The organism is Acinetobacter sp. Swhac1 (assembly GCF_013390985.1).
Lineage (GTDB): Bacteria > Pseudomonadota > Gammaproteobacteria > Pseudomonadales > Moraxellaceae > Acinetobacter > Acinetobacter towneri.
In genome coordinates, this window is sequence record NZ_JACASN010000014.1 from 22,577 (window position 1) to 48,272 (window position 25,696).

General features: G+C 42.6%; 17 protein-coding genes. 5 read left to right on the forward strand and 12 right to left on the reverse strand.

Annotated features, from left to right (window positions below):
* Positions 1–19 precede the first annotated feature (19 nt).
* The 7 genes from HX743_RS08790 to HX743_RS08820 form a co-directional block, all read right to left on the reverse strand.
* Positions 20–850 carry a cyclopropane-fatty-acyl-phospholipid synthase family protein gene (locus tag HX743_RS08790; protein WP_178319019.1) on the reverse strand — a complete coding sequence of 277 codons (831 nt, stop codon included), beginning with the start codon at positions 848–850 and terminating at the stop codon, positions 20–22.
* A gap of 311 nt (positions 851–1,161) precedes the next feature.
* Positions 1,162–2,469, reverse strand: a complete 1,308-nt coding sequence (locus HX743_RS08795; RefSeq protein ID WP_178319020.1) for an FAD-dependent oxidoreductase — start codon at positions 2,467–2,469, stop codon at positions 1,162–1,164.
* Positions 2,470–2,892: 423 nt separating this feature from the next.
* Complete coding sequence (locus tag HX743_RS08800; protein WP_178319021.1) at positions 2,893–3,777, reverse strand: pirin family protein; 885 nt, start codon at positions 3,775–3,777, stop codon at positions 2,893–2,895.
* A 196-nt stretch (positions 3,778–3,973) separates the two neighbouring features.
* A complete protein-coding gene (ahpC, locus tag HX743_RS08805; protein WP_004970191.1) occupies positions 3,974–4,537 on the reverse strand; it encodes an alkyl hydroperoxide reductase subunit C in 564 nt (187 codons plus the stop codon).
* 250 nt (positions 4,538–4,787) lie between these two features.
* A complete protein-coding gene (ssb, locus tag HX743_RS08810) occupies positions 4,788–5,363 on the reverse strand; it encodes a single-stranded DNA-binding protein (RefSeq protein WP_096902231.1) in 576 nt (191 codons plus the stop codon).
* A gap of 51 nt (positions 5,364–5,414) precedes the next feature.
* A complete protein-coding gene (locus tag HX743_RS08815; protein WP_004970193.1) occupies positions 5,415–6,779 on the reverse strand; it encodes an MFS transporter in 1,365 nt (454 codons plus the stop codon).
* A 215-nt stretch (positions 6,780–6,994) separates the two neighbouring features.
* A complete protein-coding gene (locus HX743_RS08820; protein ID WP_004970195.1) occupies positions 6,995–8,080 on the reverse strand; it encodes a DUF475 domain-containing protein in 1,086 nt (361 codons plus the stop codon).
* A 304-nt stretch (positions 8,081–8,384) separates the two neighbouring features.
* Here HX743_RS08820 and tenA point away from each other — a divergent pair, with 304 nt between their 5' ends.
* Both tenA and uvrA read left to right on the forward strand, forming a co-directional pair.
* A complete protein-coding gene (gene tenA / locus HX743_RS08825; RefSeq protein WP_004970198.1) occupies positions 8,385–9,059 on the forward strand; it encodes a thiaminase II in 675 nt (224 codons plus the stop codon).
* Positions 9,060–9,201: 142 nt separating this feature from the next.
* Complete coding sequence (uvrA, locus tag HX743_RS08830) at positions 9,202–12,036, forward strand: excinuclease ABC subunit UvrA (RefSeq protein WP_004970200.1); 2,835 nt, start codon at positions 9,202–9,204, stop codon at positions 12,034–12,036.
* A gap of 124 nt (positions 12,037–12,160) precedes the next feature.
* On the opposite strand, the gene HX743_RS08835 is transcribed toward uvrA, so the two are convergent.
* Positions 12,161–13,861, reverse strand: coding sequence for a GGDEF domain-containing protein (locus HX743_RS08835; RefSeq protein WP_178319041.1), 1,701 nt, complete (start codon positions 13,859–13,861; stop codon positions 12,161–12,163).
* A gap of 1,070 nt (positions 13,862–14,931) precedes the next feature.
* On the opposite strand from HX743_RS08835, the gene omp33-36 reads away from it, so the two are divergent.
* Positions 14,932–15,843 carry a porin Omp33-36 gene (omp33-36, locus tag HX743_RS08840; RefSeq protein ID WP_256732310.1) on the forward strand — a complete coding sequence of 304 codons (912 nt, stop codon included), beginning with the start codon at positions 14,932–14,934 and terminating at the stop codon, positions 15,841–15,843.
* Between the two features lie 90 nt (positions 15,844–15,933).
* On the opposite strand, the gene HX743_RS08845 is transcribed toward omp33-36, so the two are convergent.
* The 3 genes from HX743_RS08845 to HX743_RS08855 form a co-directional block, all read right to left on the reverse strand.
* Positions 15,934–16,632, reverse strand: coding sequence for an ion channel (locus HX743_RS08845; RefSeq protein ID WP_178319023.1), 699 nt, complete (start codon positions 16,630–16,632; stop codon positions 15,934–15,936).
* A 193-nt stretch (positions 16,633–16,825) separates the two neighbouring features.
* Positions 16,826–18,535, reverse strand: a complete 1,710-nt coding sequence (locus HX743_RS08850; RefSeq protein ID WP_168418953.1) for a cation acetate symporter — start codon at positions 18,533–18,535, stop codon at positions 16,826–16,828.
* A gap of 1 nt (position 18,536) precedes the next feature.
* Positions 18,537–18,869, reverse strand: a complete 333-nt coding sequence (locus tag HX743_RS08855) for a DUF485 domain-containing protein (RefSeq protein WP_096902224.1) — start codon at positions 18,867–18,869, stop codon at positions 18,537–18,539.
* Positions 18,870–19,054: 185 nt separating this feature from the next.
* Here HX743_RS08855 and HX743_RS08860 point away from each other — a divergent pair, with 185 nt between their 5' ends.
* The gene (locus HX743_RS08860) at positions 19,055–22,546 is read left to right on the forward strand and encodes a PAS domain-containing hybrid sensor histidine kinase/response regulator (RefSeq protein WP_178319024.1); all 3,492 of its coding nucleotides are present in this window, start codon (positions 19,055–19,057) and stop codon (positions 22,544–22,546) included.
* 522 nt (positions 22,547–23,068) lie between these two features.
* Positions 23,069–23,836, forward strand: a complete 768-nt coding sequence (locus HX743_RS08865; RefSeq protein ID WP_178319025.1) for a hypothetical protein — start codon at positions 23,069–23,071, stop codon at positions 23,834–23,836.
* 125 nt (positions 23,837–23,961) lie between these two features.
* Here HX743_RS08865 and HX743_RS08870 read toward each other — a convergent pair whose 3' ends face one another.
* Positions 23,962–25,662 (reverse strand): NAD-dependent malic enzyme, encoded by a 1,701-nt coding sequence (locus HX743_RS08870; protein ID WP_178319026.1) that lies wholly within the window; start codon positions 25,660–25,662, stop codon positions 23,962–23,964.
* Between the last annotated feature and the right edge of the window lie 34 nt (positions 25,663–25,696).

Consider the following 25,696-nt stretch of genomic DNA (forward strand, 5'->3'; position numbering starts at 1 on the left):
AACAGCTCATTACAATAGATTAAGCTTTTTCCGCACTCACCTGCACATATTTAATCCAGCCATCTGCATAGAACTTGGCACATAAACGTGCGGTCATGGCAATTTTAAACCAGTCTGCATCTCGCGTTTGAATTTGATGCTTGAGATGCTGATACACATAATCAGCAAAACCCGCCAAAACCTGTGCCGACAAATCTTCCACCTGAATCTGTTTAAATTCAAACTGTGCCAAGACCGCTCGAAGCTGACTTTCGGACATTAGATCTTTAAAATTGACATCGGCAGATTTTAATAAGGCACGATATTGCAGCTGTTTGAATGCATGTGGTGGCGCTTGTTCTGCCCAAATTAAATAATGAAAGCCCAAACGTCCGTTTGAATTCAAAACTGCATTGACCTGACTTAAAAATGAATTCAAATGACTGTGATATGCCGCATCAATACAGAACACCACATCAAAACGTGGTTGTGGAAAAAGTGCTTTTAAATTTAAAAATGAAGCAGCGTGAATTTTAATATTTGAATTTAAATGTTGTCGAATCGACTGCACATGATGATCTTGTAGCTCAACAGCTTCAAGTCGTTGTATTTGATAGTGCTCCAACCAATATTTAAGACTGGCACCTTGCCCACAGCCTAAATCCAGTACAACATCTTTTGAATTTAAATGCACTGCTGCGGCCAAATGCGCTGCTAAATTTTGACATGCAGCGGGATAATCAGATCCCACTGCATCTGACCAATAACCTAAATTGCTCCACGGCAGTGCGGAAGTATCTCCCAAATATGCCGCTTGAATGGCATATTTATGTTTTGGAAAATGCTGTCGTATCGCCTGTTGCCATTTCATACTGACTCAGTCTAATTCAAAAAAGAGGGGCTGTTGATAATTCATCTATGTTTGCGACATGAGAGATATATCTCGCAAGGTTTTTTAGCCGATATAAGGCATGAGGCAGGAAATTTAGTCATTCTAAATGACTGACTCATAACGCAATAGCAGCAAAAAATATGCTTGTCCTGAAAGGCTGTGGCTAAAACTTTCTCAGATTGCGTTATGAAACTTGGCAATAGTCTCGCTATTCCCTGCGTTTCATGCCTGATCTGCTCAGTTTTAGCCTACAGCACAAACCATTTATGAAATATCAACAGACCCTAAACTTAATAACCTAATTGCGGCGCAACCTCAACTTGTGGTTTTAAATCAATAAACGGTAATGGTGCACCAAAAATTTCTGCAATATGCATAGCGGAAGTCACTGCAGATTCTAAAATTGGTAAACCATCGCACGACCATGAACCGCAGAAGAACACTTTACGATTGTCTTGGTGATGGCGCTGCTGCAACTCTTTGTTTAATGCCACCGTCTTTGAATCCACTACAGCGCGGGTTAAAGTCACCGTTGAAATGATCTTTTTCGGATCAATTGGTGTGACTGGACGCCATGTTTGGAACACTGGAGATTTGCCGACCAACGTTGGTTCAATCGAGTTAAGCCATACCGTAAATTGCTGACGGGTAAATTTACGATCCATCATATAACTTAAAACTGACCAGTCTTTACGTTTTGGCGGCATCACCGTTTGATCGGTGTGAATCACCAAATCACCCTGCTCGAATTTGAATTGTTTGAGCAATTCAATATCTTCAGAAAATTGTTGATTATCTAAGAAGTCTTGAACTTTAGTGGTTGGCGTTGCAATCACCACACGGTCAAATGTTTGCGACTGACCCTCAGAATTTTCAACAATTACACCATCTTCTTGTTGATGAACACGAGTAATCGCTGCACCACTTTGAATATTAATACCTTCAATCAACTTATCAACCAATGCAGGCGTGCCACCTTGTAAACGCAATAATGCATCACCATCAGTCAATTGGCGTAAAAATACCAACAATGGTTTTGCTGGCCATTCACCAATGGTTTTAGGGTCACAAGTACAAATGGTGTAAAGCACTGGCATCACTGCACCATGCCAAAACACTTCTTCAATTTCGTTACGGTTGATAAATTCCGCAAGGGTAATGTCTTGGTTTTTAGATTTGAAAAATTTAGCGATGGCTGTTTTTAACTGCAACATGCCTTTTACCAAACGCCAGCCGTATTGTTGTATGCCTTTACGGTTGTTAATGATTGGGAAATTACCAATACGGGTACGGCTTGTGGTCAGCCAAGTTTCGGTACGATCTTCAAATAACCAACTGCACGCCATATAAGTACGCACAGGATAAGTTTTAATGCCTAAATGTGTGGCCAAGCTGAGGGTGTTTTTCCACAAATGTGGGTTCATGACCCGTAACGGCGCATCAATTAAACCATCCTCAAATTCGATGCTATGACTGTCCATTCCACGACCAGGCAGCGCCTCAAAAATTGTAATGTTATGCCCTGCATCTTTAAGAATTCTTGCGGTAGCCAGTCCAGCCATACCACTACCGATCACTGCGATATCCAAACCGATCATCCATCTTTTTACATACTTTATGAAATTATGAACCATGCCTAAGGAAAATGAGCTATTAAAAACTACCAGATTGTGTACTTTTCACAGAGAAACAACACAAAGTACATTGGCAATATGATTACATTTTTTAACAATCAGAAAGTGCTTAAATAAGCCTTAGAATTTATTTATATTATTTCTTTAATACTATAAATAGTGTTCTAAACCATGTAGATAAATTCACCAATTTTATAATTTTCGTTTTACAAATAAATCTCTAAACGCTATGATACCAAGCACAAAAATGATAACTACATCACATATAATTATCATAAGGAATATGATCAATCCGCTAAAACTAGAAATTTGACAGCGCCAGAACAACAAAAGCCTCGGTCGGGACATCGACATGAGGCTTTTTTCTTGGCTAAGATTTTTTAAAGCTTAACCCGCTTGATGTTGAATCGGAATTTCACCAAACTTGCCTTGATTAAAATCTTCAAAAGCTTGAATGATTTCCTGCTTGGTATTCATGACAAATGGACCATAGCCTTGAATAGGTTCATTTAATGGCTTGCCTGTCAGCACTAAAAATTGCGTATCTTGCAGTGCTTCAAGCTGAATTAACGCTTCGCCATCTTGAGCAAATAACACCACTGAGTGATCTTGCACAAGTTGACTGCCATTGACCCGCACTTCACCTGCCAACACCACCAATAAAGTATTGTGATCTACCAGCACATGCAGCGCTTGGGTCTGTGCAGCTTTCAATTGTCCATCCCAAACATTGACAGGGCTAAAGGTGCTGGCAGGCCCAGATTGCTCTGCGTACTGACCTGCAATAATGCGTAAATGCCCCGCCTGATTTTCAAACTCAATTTTCGGAATATTTTGAGATTCAATGGCTTGATAACGTGGCGATGTCATTTTGTCTGCGGCAGGCAAATTCACCCAAAGCTGCACCATTTCAAACAATCCGCCTTGTGCTGCATAGTCTTTGGAGTGAAATTCCTCATGCACCACACCCGCACCTGCTGTCATCCACTGCACATCGCCTGTTTTGATGGTGCCACCACCACCTGCCGAATCTTTATGCGTCACTTCGCCCCGATAGGCAAGCGTCACCGTTTCAAAACCGCGATGTGGATGCGAACCAACACCATGTTGTGCGGTAGTCGCATCAAAATGATACGGCGCTGCATAATCCAAGAGTAAAAATGGACTGATCGCCTGCCCTAAACGGTCATAAGAAAATAGATTTTTGACTGGAAAACCATCGCCCACCCAATGCATGTTTTGGTTGCGATATAAACCGATTATTTTTTTCATGTGTTACACCTATTGCTAGGAGAATAGATGTTTTGATCTTCATCGCTCATCGCACCACAACCTAGTGCAAATTTGGCATACAGCATTGCAAGAATGGAATAATCTTGCTGAAACTTATACATGGTTAAACAAATCATGAGCATAAAAAATCCAGAAGCGAGGTTCTGGATTTTTAAAATTGAGTGCGATGATTCGATTAGATTTTACCCACCAAATCAATAGATGGTGCTAGGGTTGCATCGCCTTCTTTCCACTTGGCAGGGCAAACTTCGCTAGGGTGTGCATGCACATATTGCGCTGCTTTTACTTTACGCAATAACTCTTGCGCGTCACGACCAATACCGCCTGCATTGATTTCTACAATTTGGATTTTACCTTCAGGGTCAATCACGAAAGTACCACGATCTGCTAAACCTTCTGCTTCAATCAGCACTTCAAAGTTTTTAGACAATGTCCAAGTTGGGTCGCCAATCATTGGATACTGAATCTTTTTAATTTCTTCTGAGGTGTCATGCCATGCTTTATGGGTAAAGTGCGTGTCTGTAGATACTGAGTAAATTTCCACACCCATTTTTTGGAATTCAGCATATTGATCGGCTAAATCGGCAAGTTCAGTTGGGCAAACAAAGGTGAAATCTGCAGGGTAGAAAAACACCACTGACCATTTACCAATAAAGTCTTGCTCAGATACGTCAATAAATTGACCATTGTGGTAAGCGGTTGCGTTAAATGCTTTGACTTGGGTATTGATTAAACTCATGGATGACTCCTCAATTCGTTTCGGGGATTGCTTATCTTGTGTAGCTAGAATACGAAAATCGAAATAATCGGTAAAACAGTGTTTTTTTATAAAAATAATCGGATTTATGAATTATAAGTCCTATCATAGTTTGAAATTTAATCGAGAAAATAGATATTTGCTAAATATCTGCATAAAAAACCCTTTGTCGAAACAAAGGGTTTGGATGATGATTTTCCATTTTGAATCAAATGGCTATCTCTAGTATGTGTCAAAACGGCAAATCATCATCTAAATCTGCAGGTGCGGTTGCAGGCGCAGCTTGTGGCTTCGGTGCAAAACCACTTGGGTTATTGTTGGCATAGCCACCACCCTGATTTTGGTTAAAACCGCCTTGATTTTGATTCGCATAACCTGTGGCTGGAGCTTGGTTCTGATTGCCATAACCGCCTTGGTTATTGTTAAAACGTGGTTGAGCAAAGCCACCATCTTGCTGGTCAGATTGTCCACGGTTAGCAGAGTCGAGCATTTGCATTTGATCGCCACGAATTTCAGTGGTGTAACGCTCTTGACCATTTTGGTCTGTCCACTGACGCGTACGCAATGAACCTTCAATATATACTTTAGAACCTTTGCGTAAATATTGCTGTGCAATCTCGCCTAAACGGTTATGTAAAACAATGCGATGCCACTCTGTTTGCTCTTTACGCTCACCTGTGTTTTTGTCTGTCCAGACATCACTGGTTGCGATAGAAAATTGAGTGAGAGAACCCCCGTTTGGGAAAGTTTTTGTTTCAGGATCACGACCTAAAGTACCCACTAAAATGACTTTATTTACACCACGCATTAGATGTTTTCTTCCTATTTGTTTCTATTATTTACTTTATAAGAGTTATGCTTAAATGGCTACCTCTTTCCCAAACAAGTGCGTTAATTGTTGTCGCGCAGCATCATCAATATGCTGTTTATCAACCTTTACATACGCCACTTGTTGGTCAGACATCACCACGACCTCTTCAATACCACGAATTGCCAATAACTGAGAAGTCCATTCATCTGTTTCTCTATTCTCAGGCAAGCGCAACACCAAAGACGAAAGATAGCGCGGCTGCGCCAATCCAAAACTAACAAGCAGCCAAATTATAGCAATCGCAGTCAAAATACTCCAACCCATTGCGGTGTGGTTGAGCATCAACAATTGCCCACCAATCATCCCACCAAAAAATGCTCCCAAAAACTGACTGCTCGCATTCACACCCATCGCGGTGGCTTTAGATTGAATTGGTGCAGCCTTTGACAACCACGAAGGTAATAACGCTTCCATAACGTTAAAAGCAATAAAGAATAAGCCCAAACCCAATAAAAGGATGTACTTCGATTCAAACCCAAAAATCAGCACCAACAGACCTAAAATAATACCTGCAATTGCAGTCAGGAAAATGCCACGCATTTTGCGATATTTTTCTGCCAAAACAATGCTTGGAAATGCTACGAACAGACTGACCAACAACAATGGCAAATACACCCAACCATGATGCTGCAAAGGAATATCGGCAAATTGGATTAATTGCGAAGGCACATAAATAAACATGGCAGTAAGTAATAAATGTAGGGTAAATACCGATACATGCAGGCGGTTTAAATCGCCCATTTTCAGGACCTGCTTTAACTGCGTGATGTAGCCTTGCTGAAAATTACGATGATGACGCGTGACTTTAGGCACCAATAACAACATGAGAATCGCTGCTAGTCCCATCACTGTGGTGACCCAAAATAACCCTGAAATACCAACCCAGCCCGTAAGCCATGGCCCTAAACTAAAGGCCACCACAAAGGACATACCGATACTCATCCCCATCACCGCCATGGCTTTCATGCGGTTTTCTTCGCGGGTCACATCGGCCAGTAATGCCATCACCACGGCAGATACTGCGCCACCACCTGCAATGGCACGACCAATAATCACGCCATAAATGGTGTCAGACATGGCTGCAATTGCACCACCCAAAGCAAACAGTAATAAGCCAAAAACCACCAATGGCTTACGGCTATAACGGTCTGCAATTAAGCTAAACGGAATTTGTAAAATGGCTTGGGTGAGTCCATAAACACCAACGGCAAGACCAATCAGTGCAGGAGTTGAGTATTGATATGACTGCCCTGCTACTGAAAATACAGGAATAATCATGAACAGACCCAACATGCGCAATGCAAAAATACTGCTTAAAGCAAAGGTCGAGCGGCGTTCTAAGGCATTCATCATATCAATCGACTAAAACTAAATAATTTTGAATTTGCAGATATCCTACAACATTCAGCTTAAGGATGCTGATTTTTCCCGATGTTTATTCAACAGACCCTACTTTTTCAATAAAAAAGGGCGCAACGTTGTGCACCCAAATTTATATTTTATACAGTCTTCATCACCGTATTGCTCTGTGATTTCGCGGCAATACAGCAACGGGCATCACCATAGCATTAACCCGCTTTTGCCTGACGTTTTTTAAATTGAATAGATGCAATCACCGCCCAAACAATAAAGGCAACACCAATTAAACCTGTCACCACTTCTGGCACATGCAAGCCTGTACCGCTGGCAATCATAATAAAGGCCAACGCACCAATCGCATAGTGCGCACCGTGTTCAAGGTAAATATAGGCATCCAACGTGCCTTTTTCGACTAAATAAATCGTCATCGAACGCACGAAAATTGCACCAATCGCCAAGCCTAACATGATGATCACCACATCAGAGGTGATTGCAAATGCACCAATGACACCATCAAAACTGAACGAGGCATCTAGCACTTCCAGATATAAAAAGCCCCCAATACCCGCTTTCACCACGCCTGTCGGTACGCCATTTTCGTCATGACGCACAGCATTGCCCTGTTCATCGACCTCTGGTTCACCGCCCAACATGTGACTCAGCACTTGTACGCCAATATAAATCACGATGCCCCAAATACCCGCCATCGTCACCACAAGGCGCTTATCTTCCACCACATTGGCCGCCATGATTAACAAAGTCACTAAGGCCAAAAATACCGACATGGCAGGCACGCTTGCCAGATTGCTCAAACGACGCTCAAACCATCTAAACCAGTGCGTGTCTTTTTCATCATCCAAGAAAAAGTTTAGGAAAACCATCAACAAGAATGCGCCACCAAAAGCAGCAATTTCAGGGTGATGTGCCATCAGTTTAGCCGAATATTGCTTCGGATCATTCAATGCCAGTTGCACCACTTCCATCATGCCCATATCGGCAGTGACCGCCACAATGACCACAGGGAAAATTAAACGCATACCAAAAACTGCAATGATAATCCCCACGGTTAAAAACAGCATTTTCCAGAAATGATCCCAACCGCGCAGCACTGACGCATTCACCACCGCGTTATCAAACGACAACGACACTTCCATAATCGCCAAAATTGCGGTAATGGTTAGTGCGGTAAGCATGGTTTGCACACCTGCTTCTGGGCCATGGGTATAGCCCCAGTATGCAGATAGCGCAAGACACACAATCGAAAATACGATTGAGAAACCAAAATGTTTCATCATGAGAAACGACCTATCACTATATTTTGATCTGAACTTTTCATCTGCCGAATCTGTACCATCAACGCAAAGTACAGTTTTGATTAAGCTTTAACAGATACAAAAATTCTGAAAATTGAATTGCCCGAATTTTAAATCGGACAAAAACTGAGAATGTAAAATTTTATGCTGCAATTATGACGCTTTTTCCTCAACTTCGGCAAAATTCTTCGTATGATTTTTGGTTTCCCGATCAGATACCGTGAAAACCGTGTTTTTCATTCCCAAACTGCTATAGTGAAATGCAACGACATATTAGGAATTTAGGATGCGCTTTTCTCAAGACGCTTGGCAACGTAACCTTGCCCTTTATCACAAGACGCTCGCTTTACCATTTAATCAGGAGTTGGCACAAGGCACCTTAAGTAAAGCTGCTTTTGCACATTATGTGATTCAAGATTCACATTACTTAATTGCCTACGGGCGTGCACTGGCAGTCTGTGCGGCTAAAGCTTTTGATGCAGATGATATTATTCAGTTCGCAGATGCCGCCAAAATCGCAATTGTGGTGGAACGTACCTTACATGACAGCTTTATGCAGGAGTTTGATATTTCCAAACAGGAATTTGAAAGTACTCCGCTGACCCTTGCCTGTCATCACTACACTTCTTATTTAGTCGCAACCGCATGGTCAGAAAGCTATCCTGTGGTATTGGCATCACTACTGCCATGTTTCTGGATTTATGCCGAAGTTGGTAAAGATATCGTCAATAATTCTGCACCGAATAATCCGTATCAGGCATGGGTCGATACCTATTCGGGCGAGGAGTTCCACACCGCAGTCAATAATGTGATTCAAACCATAGACCGTGTTGCTGCGCGCTGTGATGCCGATACCCTTGAAAAAATGCACCACGCCTACACCAAAGCTGCAGAACTGGAATGGTTATTCTGGGATAGCGCCTATCATCAACGTCAGTGGCCGGGTTTAGATCAAGCTTAACGGCCGCCCTCACGCACCGTATGGGGATCACTCCATACAGTGCGACAAGCCATGACCGATAAAGCATGAAAAATAACACTTGAACAATTTTCATGCGCTATCATATATAGGTTTTTCATTTGCAAAATATCGAGAAGTTTTTATGAGCCAAAGTCATATCCGTATTCGAGGTGCACGTACCCATAACCTAAAAAACGTGAACCTTGATATTCCACGCGATAAATTTGTGGTAATTACGGGTTTATCTGGTTCAGGAAAATCTTCACTGGCGTTTGATACCCTTTATGCCGAAGGACAGCGTCGTTATGTCGAATCGCTTTCTGCATACGCACGCCAGTTTTTATCGCAAATGGAAAAACCTGAAGTCGACTCGATTGAAGGTCTAAGTCCCGCAATTGCCATTGAACAGAAATCGACCAGCCATAACCCGCGTTCAACCGTGGGTACCATTACCGAAATTTACGACTATTTACGTTTACTGTATGCACGTGTCGGCACACCTTACTGTCCTGAACATGATTTACCAATGGTGGCGCAAACTGTTTCAGAAATGGTCGATGCTGTAAAAGCACTGGAAGAAGGCACTGCCTTAATGCTACTCGCGCCTGTGATTCGTGAGCGTAAAGGCGAATATGTGCATCTGTTTGAACAGCTACAAAGTCAGGGTTTTGTACGCGCCCGAGTGGATGGCGAAGTCATGGACATTGACCCACCACCAGAACTCGATAAAAAGAAAAAACATACCATTGAAGTGGTGGTAGACCGTTTTAAAGTCCGAGATGATTTGGGCAACCGTATTGCCGAAAGCTTTGAAACTGCACTGCGTTTAGGTGGCGATTTAGCCATTTTATCGTGGATGAATGCGGAACAACCTGATCGTATTTTTTCGGCCAAGCACTCTTGCCCGCAATGTGACCGTGCCGTGGCAGAACTTGAACCGCGCCTGTTCTCATTTAACAACCCTTTTGGCGCTTGTCCAACTTGTGATGGTTTGGGGACACGTAGCCATTTCAGTGCGGAAAAATTGATTCCAAACCCTGAACTGTCGATTAGTCAGGGCGCAATTCGCGGCTGGGACAGACAGCGTCCGTATTATTACAGCATGCTGGAAAAAGTCGCGGCACATTATGAACTCTCACTCGATACGGCATGGAATCAGCTGGACAGCGTGACACAAAAGAAATTCCTGTATGGCACAGGTAAAGACAAAATTGACCTGAGCTATACTGATGAACGTGGACGCCACCATAAACGTGTGATTGCGTTTGAAGGCGTGTTACCGCATTTAGAACGTCGTTACCGTGAAACCGAAAGTAATTATGTACGTGATGATTTGGCGCAGTATTTATCTAATGCTGCCTGTGATGCCTGCGGTGGTTCACGTTTAAATGAAATCTCTCGTAATGTCCGCGTGAAAGACAAAACCATTGCTCAAATTACCCAAATGTCGATTGGCGATGCCGAAGACTACTATCAAGGCTTAAATCTTGAAGGGGCCAAAGGTGAAGTCGCAGATAAAATCTTTAAAGAAATTCGTGAACGTCTGCACTTTTTAGTGTCGGTGGGTTTGAATTATTTAAGTCTGTCACGCTCCGCCGAAACTCTTTCAGGCGGTGAAGCACAACGTATCCGCTTGGCATCTCAAATTGGTGCGGGGCTTATGGGCGTGATGTATGTGCTAGATGAACCTTCAATTGGCTTGCACCAGCGTGACAATGATCGCCTGTTGGAAACCCTGATTCGTTTACGTGACTTGGGTAACACGGTGTTGGTGGTAGAACACGATGAAGATGCGATTCGCGCTGCCGACCATATTATTGATATTGGCCCAGGTGCAGGTGTGCATGGTGGACATATTATTGCCGAAGGCACCTATGCAGAACTGGCCGAACATGCAGACTCCCTAACAGGGCAGTATTTATCGGGCAAATTAAAAATTGAAGTGCCGAAAACGCGCACCCAACCGCCACATCCCGAACAACAAATTAAGCTAATGGGCGCAGCAGGACATAACCTGAAAAAAGTGGATCTCACTTTGCCTTTAGGGGTAATGACTTGTGTCACAGGCGTGTCGGGTTCAGGAAAATCCACCCTAATTAACCGTACTTTGTTGCCTTTGGCTGCAACACAATTAAATGGCGCAACTACATTAACCGCAGAAAAATTCGACTCGATTGATGGTTTGCAATATTTAGATAAAGTGGTGGATATTGACCAAAGCCCGATTGGGCGAACGCCACGCTCGAACCCCGCGACCTATACAGGCTTGTTCACTCCAATTCGTGAGCTGTTTGCGCAAACCCCTGAAGCTAAAGCACGTGGCTATGCAGCAGGACGCTTCTCCTTTAACGTTAAAGGTGGACGCTGCGAAGCTTGTGAGGGTGATGGCATGATTAAAGTTGCCATGCACTTCTTGCCAGATATGTACGTGCCTTGCGATGCCTGTCATGGTAAACGCTATAACCGCGAAACTTTGGAAGTCAGTTATAAAGGTCGCAATATTTCTGATGTTTTGGAAATGACCGTTGAAGATGCCATGCATTTCTTTGATGCCATTCCTGTGATTCATCGTCGGTTGGAAACGTTAAATCAGGTTGGCTTGGGTTATATCCGCCTTGGTCAATCAGCTACAACTTTATCTGGCGGTGAAGCACAGCGCGTAAAACTGGCGCGTGAACTGGCCAAACGAGATACAGGCAAAACCCTGTATGTACTGGATGAACCGACCACTGGTTTGCACTTCCATGACATTGCCAAATTGCTCGACATCCTGCATGAGCTACGCAACAAGGGTAATACCATTGTGGTGATTGAACACAACCTAGATGTGATTAAAACTGCAGACTGGATTGTCGATTTAGGCCCTGAAGGTGGTGCAGGCGGTGGACAAATCATTGCCGAAGGCACACCTGAAACTGTCGCAAAATCTAAAATTTCACATACCGCAAAATTCTTAAAACCGATGTTAAAAGGCTAAAATAGATTATTTCAGTTTTTAAGCCCATTCAAGTTTAAATACAGATTCAGCACAAACTTGTGCTGAATCTTTCACTCTAGGCTTTTTATCACTTCGGAAATGCTCGTGGATCAATTACTGTGACTTAGTCACCAGCAACGGCATTGCGCCCACGTGCTTTGGCTCTAAATAAGTGTTTATCGGCTTTTTCCAACAATCTGCTCCATGACGCAGCACCCACCGCCACGCCAGCACTGACCGACACTTGAATATAATCATTCAGTTCTGGAATAAAAATTTCTTGATTCACAATATGGCAGCGCAATTTATCTGCCAAATACAGCGCCTCAGTAAATTCTATTTGCTCAATCAAAACCAAAAATTCATCGCCACCATAACGCACCACCAAGTCTGAGGCACGGACATGCGCCTTGAGTGTATCGGCAATACATTTTAAAGCTTGGTCACCTACCACATGCCCGAAGGTATCGTTAATGTGTTTGAATTTATCCACATCCATAATAATCAGACCAGTTTTGCTCAATTTTTCAGGTCGATGTTCTAAATATTTGATGTATTCCTCAAGCGCCAAACGGTTGGAAACACCAGTTAAGGCATCGGTATTGGCAATATTACGCAGCTGAAATTCTAAAATATCACGCTGCTCTAGGCGTTGTTTTAATTTTTGAATGGCCTCTAAGAGCGTTACCTTGTCTGGATTTTGCGTCCCTTGAGCTTCATCATCATAAGCTGCCAAGCGTAAAATTTGGCTGCGTGCCTGAATTAAAGGAATAAAGACCTTTGAGCGCGCATAGACCATGGTGAAAATAGCAGCCAATAACGAAATAATTGACGCTACTAGGGTTAAAATGAAAATACGCTGAGCTTGATGATAATCTTTGTGCGCAACCTGCAAACTGTGCGCTAATATAAATGACTGCAAACTGACCACAGTGTTGAATTTATCCACCAATTTTTGGGTGAGTTCAGTGCCTGTCAATGAATAGGGTTGTCCATGAATACTTTGCTGAATCAATTGATTGACGATAGGAATTCCCTCATCCAGAAACTCCTTTTTTAATTGATCATGCAAAATATTATATTCAGGAATTTTATGAGCTTCAGGCAAAATGGTATGGATTAAATCCCACAAATAATAGGCTTGGCGTTGGGTTTGCAAAGAACTCGCCAAATTGGCTTCAGGAATTTTTTCAGCAAACGTTACCGCGGCAATAATATTGGATGCCACCCTGCCCGCTTGATCACGCAAATCTGAAAGAACAAAAATCACACTATAATAGCTCGATACCGATGAGTCTTTTGCCACTGAATCGAGCATGACGTGTTTCAGCACATGCTGAGAACTATCCCATGCCGCAAACATTTTTTGAATCGCATGATCCATCTGTTGAGAGCTACGCAAATGTTGCGGAGTTGCTGCATATTCATCGACCGCCTGACGCCCTTGTTCTAAAGCGGTCTTTAATTGATGCGATAAATGATGCGCATGGATAATAAAACTTTCTTTTCTTAAAATATTGATGGTCTGTTCTACTTGCTGATCCACGCCAGCACGGTACGCTTTCAGTTCTTGTAAATTTTGCTGAAATTCAGCTGCTGAACTCGACATGACTTTGTTCGCAGGCGCTCGTTCACGCGAAATACTATTGGTCAGTTCAGCCACTTTGCCTAATACAGAAATTTCAATTAAAGCACGTTTTGTTTTTTGATAACTCTGATAACTATTCACCATCAGAGGAACGCAAATAAAAAGCAATGACACGATAATAATGATCATCGAGATCAACAGTCGCTGACTGATATGCTCTGTGCGCAATTTCATCATCATGCTAAGTTTCACCTACGTCATTATAACTGTGCAAAATCGTGGACTTGATCACTTAATCGGCGACTATATTACATGAGCAATCTTTAAATTACTTACAAAAAAGATAATTAATTCACTTATATTTTAAAGCCGTCTAACTAAGTCATCTCATTCAAGAAAATTTCTAAAAGCATGCCCTGCGCCGACTTACCTAAAACAACAAATACAAAAAATAATGTTTCAGCATGCAGAAAATATTTTACAGATGCAACATTTGGGTGCATAATGCACCTCATTAGGGCGAGTTTAGTTTTTCCTCAGCAGTAAACTAAATTTACCCGCAAATTTTGGCGAAAAATCCCAGTTTTTGAAAGAAAACTGGGATTTTTTTATGGGTTTTGATCATATCACACCCTCAAACTGCACCATATCAGTGCAATTTTCGCAAAACCATTTGCGTTTTCACATGCAAAAAAAAACCCAACCTTGGGGAAAGTTGGGCAGATAAAAAGCAAACAATTATGGAGAATCAGATCGCACTACTGGATGAACCAAGCTTAGGATTTGATGGTTAAATTATGAGATAAGTCACATAATTTACAAACCCGACTTAAGTAGTAGGACTTCATGGTGGAATTATGAAATAAATCACAGTTTATGTAAAGCCTAGTCAACCAGTCTGATTTATTTTTATACAAATAGTCAAAATTAATGTGATTAAATTCACATTATGCCGACTATTCCACTCAAATTTATTCTGAACAGACCTTATTTTTAGTTTGTTTTTTATCCAAAAATCATGATTTCACCCTAAAACAGGTGAGTTTTTCCGTTATTCTTCACTCTCCAAGAATTATTATTACAGATAATTTCAATTAAATTTATCGATTAATCCAATTAATGCTTTGCTTATTATTTCTACTTTTGTTGCAAAAACGAACATATCGACTTGTTATCCATACAGTTTTTAGGTTGACAGCAAAAATTTTATTTGAATATTTTTTAAACACCAAAGTCAATTGGACTTAATTCTTAAATAAAGTCCTTTTAGTTCATTGACTTAATAATTTGTTACACTAAAATGATCAATGTTTCATCCATTTTTAACAAAACTGGTAACTATCATGAAAAAACTCGGTTTAGCCACTGCATTATTATTAGCCATGACCGGTGCTCAAGCGTACCAATTCGAAGTTCAAGGTCAATCTGAATACATCGACAATACAGTAAACGATAAGAATTTCACTGGTGCTGTTCAAGGTACTTACTACTTCAAAAATGTTGATGCGACTAAAGGTCCATTGGCTGAAGCTGCATTCTTAAACCAAGCGTCTAACTTCTCTTTAGCATACAACTATGGTGAATATGACGAAGATGGTTTAGATATCGTTTCTCACACATATGGCGCTAAAGCTGAAGCGTATGTACCAACTCAATTGGTTCCAGTTTATGCAAGTGCAGCATATAGCCATACAATTAATGACAGCAAAAATAACCTTGAGTTTGATGACCAAGGCGACCGTTATGCCTTAGAACTTGGTGCAGTAGTAGCGCCGAACTTCTTAGTTGCTGTAGGTTATACAAGCGTTGCAGACCAAACTTCTTATGATGCTTTCAACATCCTTGCTAATGGTGTTGCTAAAGCAGCACTTGAGTCGGGCACAATCAATCAAGATCAAGATGCAATCACTGCACGTACAAAATACGTAGGCGCAATTGACGGCACCAATATGGCTGTTGGTTTTGAAGCAGGTCTTGTATATGGTGAAGATACTATGTACAACTTAAAAACAGATCTTTACTTAACACCAGCGCTTAGCGTAGGTGCTTCTTATGTAGAAACAAGTGCTGACTCTGTTGTCGATTCTGCTTGGGGCGCGAACGTAAACTACTTCATCACTCCTGCAGTTGCAGTTGGTGCTAGCTATGTAAATGCGAATGCAGAAGGTGTAGCTGTTGACACTCAAACTGTTGGTGTAAACGCTAAATTCCGTTTCTAATTTCACATTAGACACTGAAGTTAAAAAAGACGCTCATCTGAGCGTCTTTTTTATGCCTGAAATATGTCATGAAAAATTTGAACTGCTATTTCACTCAGCCGAATCATCATGGTGATGATGCGGTAAGTGGCGAATGTACTGCAATGCGATTAAACGTGACACGATCAATGCCAAATACATCACCCCACAGAACATTTGCAACATGGCAATCACCCGTGCTTCCGGGCTGATCGGTATAAGGTCGGATAAACCTGTCGCGGACTGCAAACTAAAACTTAAAAACAGTAAATCCAACCAGCTTTGTAAACCTGCAGCATTTGGGTTCTGAAAACTTTGCGGAATCAAAATTTGACAGATGCTATATAAAAAGGCAAAACCCCAAGCGAGTAAAGTAAATACCGCTGCAGCAGCAAACAGTTCATCTTTGGTTAAATAACGGTCATGGAACATATAGCGCAATAAGCCATAGGCTGCGCTAAAATAGGCTGCAGCTTCACAGGCATGACTCATCACCAAAATAAGAGGATGCCGCACACCTAGTAAAATAAAGAATGAAAAGAACAAAGCCGCATAAACAAAACTTAGACCCAAAACACTCAACATTGGCGTTTGTCGAATCACTTTAGCAATGAGCAGCAACACCAATACCCCCACCATCCACGTGATGACTTTATAGGGCATGTTGTGATGTGCAAAGAGTGAGAGCAGCAAAATCAAAAACTGCAAAAACAACAGCCATGCCGAAGGCAAGACCCGAAATCTTTTCCAAACATTGTCTAATATGTACATACATCTACTGCCTATTCTTTTTATATTGCATCCAACATAGCAGCTTATTTACGCATGCAATGCAATCACTCTGTATCAAAATTGCATATCACAATAACCGTATCCATAAATGCTCACCAGCATGCTTGCTCAAGCCAACATACAGGCATAAAAAAAGTCCCATTGCTGGGACTTTTTTGAGGTGTTTCAGACCTTAGTGGTCAGATGCACCAGAGATACCAATACCAGTTTGTGAGCGTACGAACTGTGCATCGAATGCTTTACGTTCAGCTTGTGCTTGCGCAGAGTTGTCAGTGATAGAGAACAACCAGCAGCAGAAGAATGAAAGTGGCATTGCAAAGATCGCAGGACCGTTAAATGGGTTGATTGGTGTGTCAGAAATTTGAAGCGTATCTACCCAAACTGCTTTAGACAATACAATCAAGGTTACTGCTGAAGCTAAGCCTGCTACACCACCAATCACTGCACCGCGAGTCGTTAAGCCTCTCCAGAACATAGACAATACAAGTACTGGGAAGTTTGCACATGCTGCTACAGAGAATGCTAAACCTACCATGAACGCAACGTTTTGTTTCTCGAAAAGAATACCCAAGATCATTGCGAAGATTGCTAAGCCTAAAGTTGCAATTTTAGACATGCGAAGTTCAGATTCAGGAGTCGTTTGACCTTTCTTGAATACGTTAGCATACAAGTCGTGAGAGATTGCTGAAGCACCAGACAATGTCAAACCAGCTACAACCGCAAGAATTGTTGCGAATGCTACCGCTGAAATGAAGCCCATGAACAAGTCACCGCCAACTGCGTCAGACAAGTGCACCGCAGCCATGTTGTTACCACCAACAAGTTCTAACTTGCCAGTCACTGCCATTTTCGCAACATCAAGGAATTGTGGGTTGTTTGATACATAAAGGATCGCACCAAAACCAATGATGAACGTTAATAGGTAGAAGTAACCAATGAAACCTGTAGCAACTACAACTGATTTACGCGCTTCTTTTGCATCTTTTACAGTGAAGAAACGCATCAAGATATGTGGTAAACCTGCAGTACCGAACATTAATGCAAGACCAAGCGAGATTGCATCAATTGGGTTAGAGGCTAACTTACCAGGACCCATAATGTTTGCAGCATCTGCCAAGCTCAAGTCATGTACTTTAGAGAATACTTGGATTGATTGCTCGAACATGTTAGTGAAGCTGAAGCCCACACCTTTCATTACCATGAAGGCCATGAAAGTTGCACCTGAAAGTAACATCACCGCTTTGATGATCTGTACCCAAGTTGTTGCCAACATACCACCGAACATTACGTAAGCCATCATGAGTAGACCCACGATTACTACAGCAAGGTTGTAGTTCAAACCAAAGAGTAGTTTGATTAACTGGCCCGCACCTACCATCTGTGCAATCAGATAGAACGCAACTACAACAAGTGAACTGAATGCTGCAAGGGTACGTACTGGCTTTTCAGCTAGACGGAACGATACCACGTCAGAAAGGTTATATTTACCTAAGTTACGTAAACGCTCAGCAATCAAGAACAATACAATTGGCCAGCCCACCATGAAGCCTAGTGAATATAGCAAGCCATCAAAGCCTGACATAAACACCATTGCGGAAATACCGAGGAACGATGCTGCTGACATATAGTCACCTGCAATCGCTAGACCATTTTGGAAACCAGAAATACCACCGCCTGCGGTATAGAAGTCCTTAGTACTCGTGGTTTGCTTCGCTGCCCATTTAGTAATGAACAAAGTTGCGCCAACGAAAATCAAGAACATAATAATTGCTGGCCAGTTGGTTGGCTGCTGTTCTGCTGCACCTAAATCTGGTCCTGCAAATGCCATACCTGACATTAATACAGTAGACGCAGCCAGTGCTTTCAATGAATTCCATTTCATCTTAGTGCGGTCCTTTCTCATGTGTAATTGCTTCAACTTCACGCATCGCTTCTTCATTCAACTGGTCAAGTTTGCCATTCGCAATTGATGAGTAAACTGCACATAAAATGAAAGATAAAACGATAATGCCCAGACCCAGTGGAATACCCCAAGTCGTCACACCACCTGAAATTGAACTCAATAAGAATTCTTTGTTATAGCCCACTAAAAGCATAAAACCTACGTACACAAACAACATGATTGCTGTTAATGTCCAGCTTAGGTTACTTTTTCTGCGAACCATTTCTTTGAATTTTGGGTTTTGTAGAATACGATCTACTTGTACCTCATCCATAACCTGCTCCTTAAAGCGCCCTGCCTTAGGCGCAAATTTTTAATTCGAATTATTTCGAACTTAAAATTAACAATGTTGAAGCCGATTTGCAATTTAGACTTTGGTCGCTAAAAAAATGATCAACCTCAGCGCAAAGGCAATGGAATAGGCTATCATAGCCCTATTGTCGATACTTTTAAGGCATCATGAACAGCTGGCTCATTATGGGGGTTTTAGCCCTCTATATCGCATTACTTTTTATCTGTGCTTTCTATGGGGAAAAACACGCCAGTCGTTTAAGCACGCGTGGGCGCATGCTCATGTTCAGCTTAACTTTAGGGGTGTACTGTTCATCATGGACTTTTTATGGTGCAACGGGCGCAGCCGTTCGTGAAGGGATCATTTTTTTACCCATTTATTTAGGGCCATTGCTGTTTGTCGCTGTTGGTTATGATATTTGGCGACGTTTAGGTCGAGTGCGACAACACCACGCCATTTCATCGATTGCTGACTTTGTTGCTGCACGTTACGGTAAAAGCGGGCCATTGGCATCACTGGTCACAATTTTGGCGGTGATTGCAATTATTCCCTATTTGGCTTTGCAATTACGCGCAATTGCGCTCAGTGCCGCAGTGGTTTTAGATCAAAGCACCAATGTTGAAAGTACCACCAATGCGGTGTTATTCCTGACAGGTTTATTGGCTATTTTGGCGATGCTGTTTGGTACTCGACAAATTGCCAATACCGAACAACACGGCGGCTTAATGCTTGCGGTTGCCTTTGAGTCCTTTGTCAAACTATTTGCCTTGCTGGCTGTGGCCTTCTTCTTTGTATTTGAAGCGCCTGACAATATTCATCAAATTGCCAATGATGTTTCAATTACCTTCCATGAAGTACAGCTGTTTGGTGTGCCTGAAACCTTTTGGGTGCAAACCTTATTGGCGGCATTAGCGATTATTTGTTTGCCGCGTCAGTTTCACGTTGCTGTGGTCGAACTGCGCGATGAAAAACATATTCGGGGTGCGCGTCGCTGGTTTGCCGTTTATCTGATTTTAACCACCATCGCGATTGTTCCAATTGCCAGTTGGGCCTTGCACGCAGCTCCGCAATATTTAGCCATCCCAGATGTAGCGGTTTTGTCTTTGCCACTCAGTTATAACCAAGACTGGTTGACGCTGTTGGCGTTCTTGGGAGGATTCTCCGCCTCAACAGGCATGCTATTGGTATCTTCAGTAGCACTGTCGATCATGCTGAGTAATGACCTGATCATGCCTGCCTTGTGGCGCATGGGCATTTTCTCACGCCATGACAAGCGCTTGCCTTTGGTACTGAAATTCACCCGACGCATTTGTATTTTAGCGGTGATGCTGCTCGGCTTCCTGTTCTTCAACTTCTTTAACGATATTGATCAACTTTCTGTGTTTGGCTTGTTGGCCTTTAGTGCAGTGGCACAGTTCTCCCCTGCCCTGATTGGGGGGTTATATTGGCGTGGTGGCAGTAAACAGGGCGTTTATGCAGGCTTAATTGTTGGATTTGCGATGTGGGCCTATACCCTGCTACTTCCGACTATTTTACGCAGCCTGCCAAGTCAGTTCAGCGAGTTTACCCGTGAATTTTTATTGCTGGGACCTTTAGGCATCAACTGGTTACGCCCTGAAGCCTTGCTGGGCTTTGAATCTTTTGCCCCGCTCACACATGGGGTGGTTTGGGCGCTCGGTTTAAATATTTTGTTATATGTTTGGGTGTCACGTATTTTCCGTCCAAGTGTGGCAGAACAGATTCAGGCCGAAAGTTTCTTTTATTATGAAACCAAGCCTTTGCCAACTCAGAACATGAGCAATGAGGTCAGCTATTCACATCAGGATGTAGCGCGTTTAAAAGTAGGCGATTTAATCACATTGGCAAAACGCATTACGGGTGAATCTCCAACACGACAAGCCTTTGAACAGTTTAGTCAGCAAAATAATGTGGTGCTGAATGAAAACGCCAATGCCAACGGCATGTGGTGGCGTTTTACCGAACAATATTTGGCAGGCACCATTGGTGCGGCATCTGCGCGTACTTTGCTCACCACTGCCATGGTCAATAACGGACTCGCTTTAGGGCAAGTTGCGAATATTCTTGACCAAGCCTCACAATGGCAACGCTTTAACCAAAACCTGATCATGACCATGATTGACCACATGACCCAAGGCGTGAGTGTGGTAGATGAAAATATGTGTTTGGTGGCGTGGAATAATCAATATCTCAAACTATTTGATTATCCTAAAGATATTGTCTATGTCGGGTGCCCAATTGCCGATTTGATTCGCTATAACGCAGAACGTGGTGAATGTGGTCCGGGCTCAATTGAAGAACACGTGCGTAAACGTATTCACTGGATGAAAATGGGCAGTGCACACGAGTTTGAACGCATCCGTAAAGATGGTCGTGTAATTCAAATGCGTGGTAATCCAATTGAAGGCGGTGGTTTCGTGACCACCTTTGCCGATATTACCGCTTTCCGTGAAAACGAAGCCGTACTTGAAGCACGGGTACAAGATCGCACACAACAATTGGCCGATGCTTTGGCAGAACAGCAATTGGCACGTGAACAAGCCGACAAAGCCAATATGTCCAAAAGCCGCTTTATTGCCGCTGCCAGTCATGACTTATTACAGCCAATGCATGCAGCGCGCTTATTCAGTACGGCTTTAGAGCAAAGTATTCAGTCCGATGAAGACCGTAAAACCCTGCAACAACTGGATCGTGCCCTGCATGGTGCAGAAAGTATGCTCTCGGCCTTGTTGGATATTGCCCGTTTGGAAGGCGGTACGATTCAGCCGAAACGTCAGGCTTATCCACTGCATGACTTACTCAGCGATTTAAGCCTGCAATTTAAATCCATTGCGGCACAACGTGGCATTGAATTCCGTGTGCATGACGTACAGTTCTGGATTGATACCGACCCACAATGGATTCGTCGTATTATTCAAAACTTTGTCAGCAATGCGCTGCGCTATACCGCCAAAGGGCGTGTGGTCGTGGGCGTGTTACGTTCTGCAGAACATCCACAACATATTAGAATTGGGGTGTGGGATACAGGTCCGGGTATTGCCGAAGAACAACGTATTAAACTGTTTCAGGAATTTGAGCGTTGCGGACATACGTCGCCTTGGGGTGAGCAAGGTCTAGGTCTTGGGTTAGCGATTGTGCAGCGTATGACCAGTTTGCTGAACTACCCTGTGCATGTCTATTCGGAATTGGGCAAAGGCTCGTGCTTTATGATTGAAGTGCCGATTGTCGAAGCTCCAAAAGTAGTGGCTGCACCTGTGCAAGTGGTGCCGTTGAAAACCAAAGCCTATAAAATTTTGTGTTTAGACAATGATGAAACCATTTTGGAAGGCATGGCGACCCTGCTCAGCAAATGGGGCTATCACGTCTTTAAAGCCACTGAACCTGAACAAGCCATTGACCTGATTCAGCGTGAACACATTCAGGTTTGGTTGGTCGATCAACACTTAAATGACGATAAAATTGGTTTAGATTTTATTCTGGAACATCGTCAGGAAGATGTCCCTGTGGCATTAATTACAGCAGACTCCGACCCAGAATTGCCGCAGCGCTTAAAAGAGCTGAATATTGTGTTGCTGAAAAAACCATTAAAACCAGCATCGCTGCGTTCTTGGTTATCTGGACTGAAAATTTCAGGCAGCTGATACCCATAAAATTTTGTCTGCCCCGCTTTAAACCGTGCTTGATTCAAGCCATGTTTAAAGTGCAAGGCAGGCAAGTAACTCAATATCTATCTTGTGGCAACTTAAAGCTACTTTACTTACTGCAACTCTAGACAACTCAAAAAACAACAGATTGCCCGTAAAGCGTCACAGCCATTGGCCTGATGTACAACACCGATTGACCAAAGTTTTCAAAAATGTCGCGTTTTGAGTGCCTGCCCTTCACATTAAATACCATCGCCTCACTGGCTATGGCAAAGTCTGACAAGATCGTAAGCAAATACACCCAAACTTGCTTACAATTTCTTTAATTGCCGAGTTTGTAAAGGCTTTTCTGAGCACATTGCAATACATTAGACTTTAGTCTTATACATCTATTGACTATCTGCGCGCATAACTAAGTACAAGAAATGATCAGCGCATTCATCTTCAAGCCACATCCAAACAAATTTCCTGCCCTATTAAGCGTTGATCGACCTGTTTTCACGTTTTAGGAAGAATCTCATGAATACCGTGAACCATGAACAGCAGCTCGCAGAACAAACACAGCAGCTACAGCGTCAATATGGCGTAAATGCGCTATTGCCCGAAATTCACTGGGATCGTCTGTTTCAAAACAGCAAACTCAAAGCTCCTCATCTACAAGCGCTGAATACCCTGTATCAAACCGCAGTACCCTTAGCCCTACAAGTCTTTGAAGAACTCAATTTTGATGTGTTTCGCCCTGCGGCGTATCAACCACAAGGTTTAGGTCTGTTCAACAAACTTTCAGCACAGGAGGAGCAATTACTGGATGTTTTGGAACAAGAAGCGCAAGGCTTAGATCAAAGCACCCGCCAACATATTTGGAGTATATTATTGCGCGGTGGTGCCGTACTGGTCTTTAAAGCATGGTTAGGCAAAGTCAAAACAGATGAGGCACAACTCGATACAGCTCAATTTGATGAATTGTCCGATTTGCTGTTCATTAAAACCTCACCTTTTGAGCTGGCAGAACGCTTAAAAGTCGATGCGCATGCACCCACTGAACATATTTTTCTACTGTATGGCAATGACGTGTATTTAGACCGTTTTAACAGTCTTGAAACGGCAGCCTTATTTGTCGATTTAGGCGTGTACGATGCTGCGTTTATAAGCCTGAGAGATGACCACGTTGCAAAATACCTGATTGGACAAGGCTATGTCAGTGAGCAGCAAATTGATGAATTGCAATGTGCCTTAAATCCTTTGAATTGTGCCGATTTAAATCCAAAACAGAACTATATTGCTTAGTGTGAGTTGAAGACTTAAATTCCAAGTAATCACATCACAAACCCCATCCTATTCCAAACAAAAACAAGGCGTGCAATAGCACGCCTTGTGGCTTATTTCATTAACAATACACGAATGAATTTTGCTTAAAACGTCACACGTTTATAATCACGATATTCAGGCTTCCAGAAATTAGCCTCAATTGCCTCTCGTAATGCCTCATCACTCATGAGAGGTGCAACCCCTGCATCCATTGCTGCTTTTGCGACTCTAAATGCAATAAATTTAGACACCTGCTGAATTTCATTTAAATCAGGCAATAAATCTGCATTTGGATCCTGCAACAATGGTGAGCAGTCCGCCAGCGCATTACTGGATGCAATTAACATACTGTCTGTCACACGTGTTGCCCCTGCAGCGATTACCCCTAAGCCAATACCTGGGAAAATATACGAGTTATTGCATTGGGAAATATTATAAAGTTTGCCCTGATAGTTCACTGGCTCAAATGGGCTACCTGTTGCAATTAAGGCCTTGCCTTCAGTCCACTCCAAAATATCGGCAGGAAATGCTTCAACTTGTGAGGTTGGGTTTGACAATGGCAACACAATTGGACGCTCGCAATTGGCAGCCAAGGTTTTAATCACCTCTTCAGTAAATAAACCCGGTTGCCCCGAAACCCCAATCAATACCGTTGGCTTGGCGTTTTGAATGACGTCCAACAGAGAAATCACACCTTCAGGATTGCCCCAATGTGCAACACGGTCAGGACTTTGTGCCAGTTTGCTTTGGAAGTCGAGCAAGTTCGGCTGATTATCGGTAAACAAGCCAAAACGATCCACCATATACACACGAGCACGTGCTTCAGCATCGCTTAAGCCTTCCACCACCATTTGCGCCACAATTTGCTCGGCAATACCACAACCTGCCGAACCTGCGCCCAAGAAGGCAATGGTTTGATCTTTCAGTTGTTTGCCTGCAGCCCGTGATGCTGCAATTAAGCTGCCCACAGAAACGGCTGCCGTGCCTTGAATATCATCATTAAAACAACAAATTTGATCACGATATTTGTTTAATAACGGCATGGCATTTTTCTGAGCAAAATCTTCAAACTGAATCAATGCCTTTGGCCAACGGCGTTTCACCGCATCAATCACCTGATCGACAAATTGATAGTATTCCTCACCACTAATACGTGGCTGATTCCAGCCCATATAGATCGGATCATTCAGTAATTGTGGGTTATTGGTGCCTACATCTAAGGTAATGGGTAAGGTATAGGCAGGACTAATACCGCCACATGCTGTATATAAAGACAGTTTTCCAATTGGAATACCCATGCCGCCAATGCCCTGATCACCCAAGCCTAAAATACGCTCACCATCGGTAATCACAATCACTTTGACATTCTTTTTATTGATGTTTTGTACAATATCATCAATATGGGCACGGTCTGGATAGGAAATAAAAATACCCCGATGACGGCGGTAAATATCGGAAAAACGCTGACATGCCTCGCCTACAGTTGGGGTGTAAATAATAGGCATCATTTCACTCAAATGCTGTTCAATCAGGTGATAAAACAGGGTTTCATTGGTGTCCTGAATGTTGCGCAAATAAATATGCTTGTTGATGGCATCGCTAAAAGCAGAATATTGCTGATACGAACGCTGGCTTTGTTCTTCAATATTTTCAATTGCATGTGGAATTAAGCCATGCAAGTTAAAACGGGTGCGTTCTTCTTCTGAAAATGCAGAACCTTTATTTAATAAAGGCAATTCTAAAAGGCCGTTGCCCGCATAGGGAATATATAAAGGACGTTTCTGCTGCAAATTTGCGGTTGTCATTGTTCATCTCATTCTAATCGGTTGCTGATGGCGC

What these genes read in the sequence shown, in the direction of transcription:
- HX743_RS08790 (WP_178319019.1), bottom strand. Translation starts at nt 850, where the DNA reads ATGAAATGGCAACAGGCGATACGACAGCATTTTCCAAAACATAAATAT.
- HX743_RS08795 (WP_178319020.1), bottom strand. Translation starts at nt 2,469, where the DNA reads ATGATCGGTTTGGATATCGCAGTGATCGGTAGTGGTATGGCTGGACTG.
- HX743_RS08800 (WP_178319021.1), bottom strand. Translation starts at nt 3,777, where the DNA reads ATGAAAAAAATAATCGGTTTATATCGCAACCAAAACATGCATTGGGTG.
- ahpC (WP_004970191.1), bottom strand. Translation starts at nt 4,537, where the DNA reads ATGAGTTTAATCAATACCCAAGTCAAAGCATTTAACGCAACCGCTTAC.
- ssb (WP_096902231.1), bottom strand. Translation starts at nt 5,363, where the DNA reads ATGCGTGGTGTAAATAAAGTCATTTTAGTGGGTACTTTAGGTCGTGAT.
- HX743_RS08815 (WP_004970193.1), bottom strand. Translation starts at nt 6,779, where the DNA reads ATGATGAATGCCTTAGAACGCCGCTCGACCTTTGCTTTAAGCAGTATT.
- HX743_RS08820 (WP_004970195.1), bottom strand. Translation starts at nt 8,080, where the DNA reads ATGATGAAACATTTTGGTTTCTCAATCGTATTTTCGATTGTGTGTCTT.
- tenA (WP_004970198.1), top strand. Translation starts at nt 8,385, where the DNA reads ATGCGCTTTTCTCAAGACGCTTGGCAACGTAACCTTGCCCTTTATCAC.
- uvrA (WP_004970200.1), top strand. Translation starts at nt 9,202, where the DNA reads ATGAGCCAAAGTCATATCCGTATTCGAGGTGCACGTACCCATAACCTA.
- HX743_RS08835 (WP_178319041.1), bottom strand. Translation starts at nt 13,861, where the DNA reads ATGATGAAATTGCGCACAGAGCATATCAGTCAGCGACTGTTGATCTCG.
- omp33-36 (WP_256732310.1), top strand. Translation starts at nt 14,932, where the DNA reads ATGTTTCATCCATTTTTAACAAAACTGGTAACTATCATGAAAAAACTC.
- HX743_RS08845 (WP_178319023.1), bottom strand. Translation starts at nt 16,632, where the DNA reads ATGTACATATTAGACAATGTTTGGAAAAGATTTCGGGTCTTGCCTTCG.
- HX743_RS08850 (WP_168418953.1), bottom strand. Translation starts at nt 18,535, where the DNA reads ATGAAATGGAATTCATTGAAAGCACTGGCTGCGTCTACTGTATTAATG.
- HX743_RS08855 (WP_096902224.1), bottom strand. Translation starts at nt 18,869, where the DNA reads ATGGATGAGGTACAAGTAGATCGTATTCTACAAAACCCAAAATTCAAA.
- HX743_RS08860 (WP_178319024.1), top strand. Translation starts at nt 19,055, where the DNA reads ATGAACAGCTGGCTCATTATGGGGGTTTTAGCCCTCTATATCGCATTA.
- HX743_RS08865 (WP_178319025.1), top strand. Translation starts at nt 23,069, where the DNA reads ATGAATACCGTGAACCATGAACAGCAGCTCGCAGAACAAACACAGCAG.
- HX743_RS08870 (WP_178319026.1), bottom strand. Translation starts at nt 25,662, where the DNA reads ATGACAACCGCAAATTTGCAGCAGAAACGTCCTTTATATATTCCCTAT.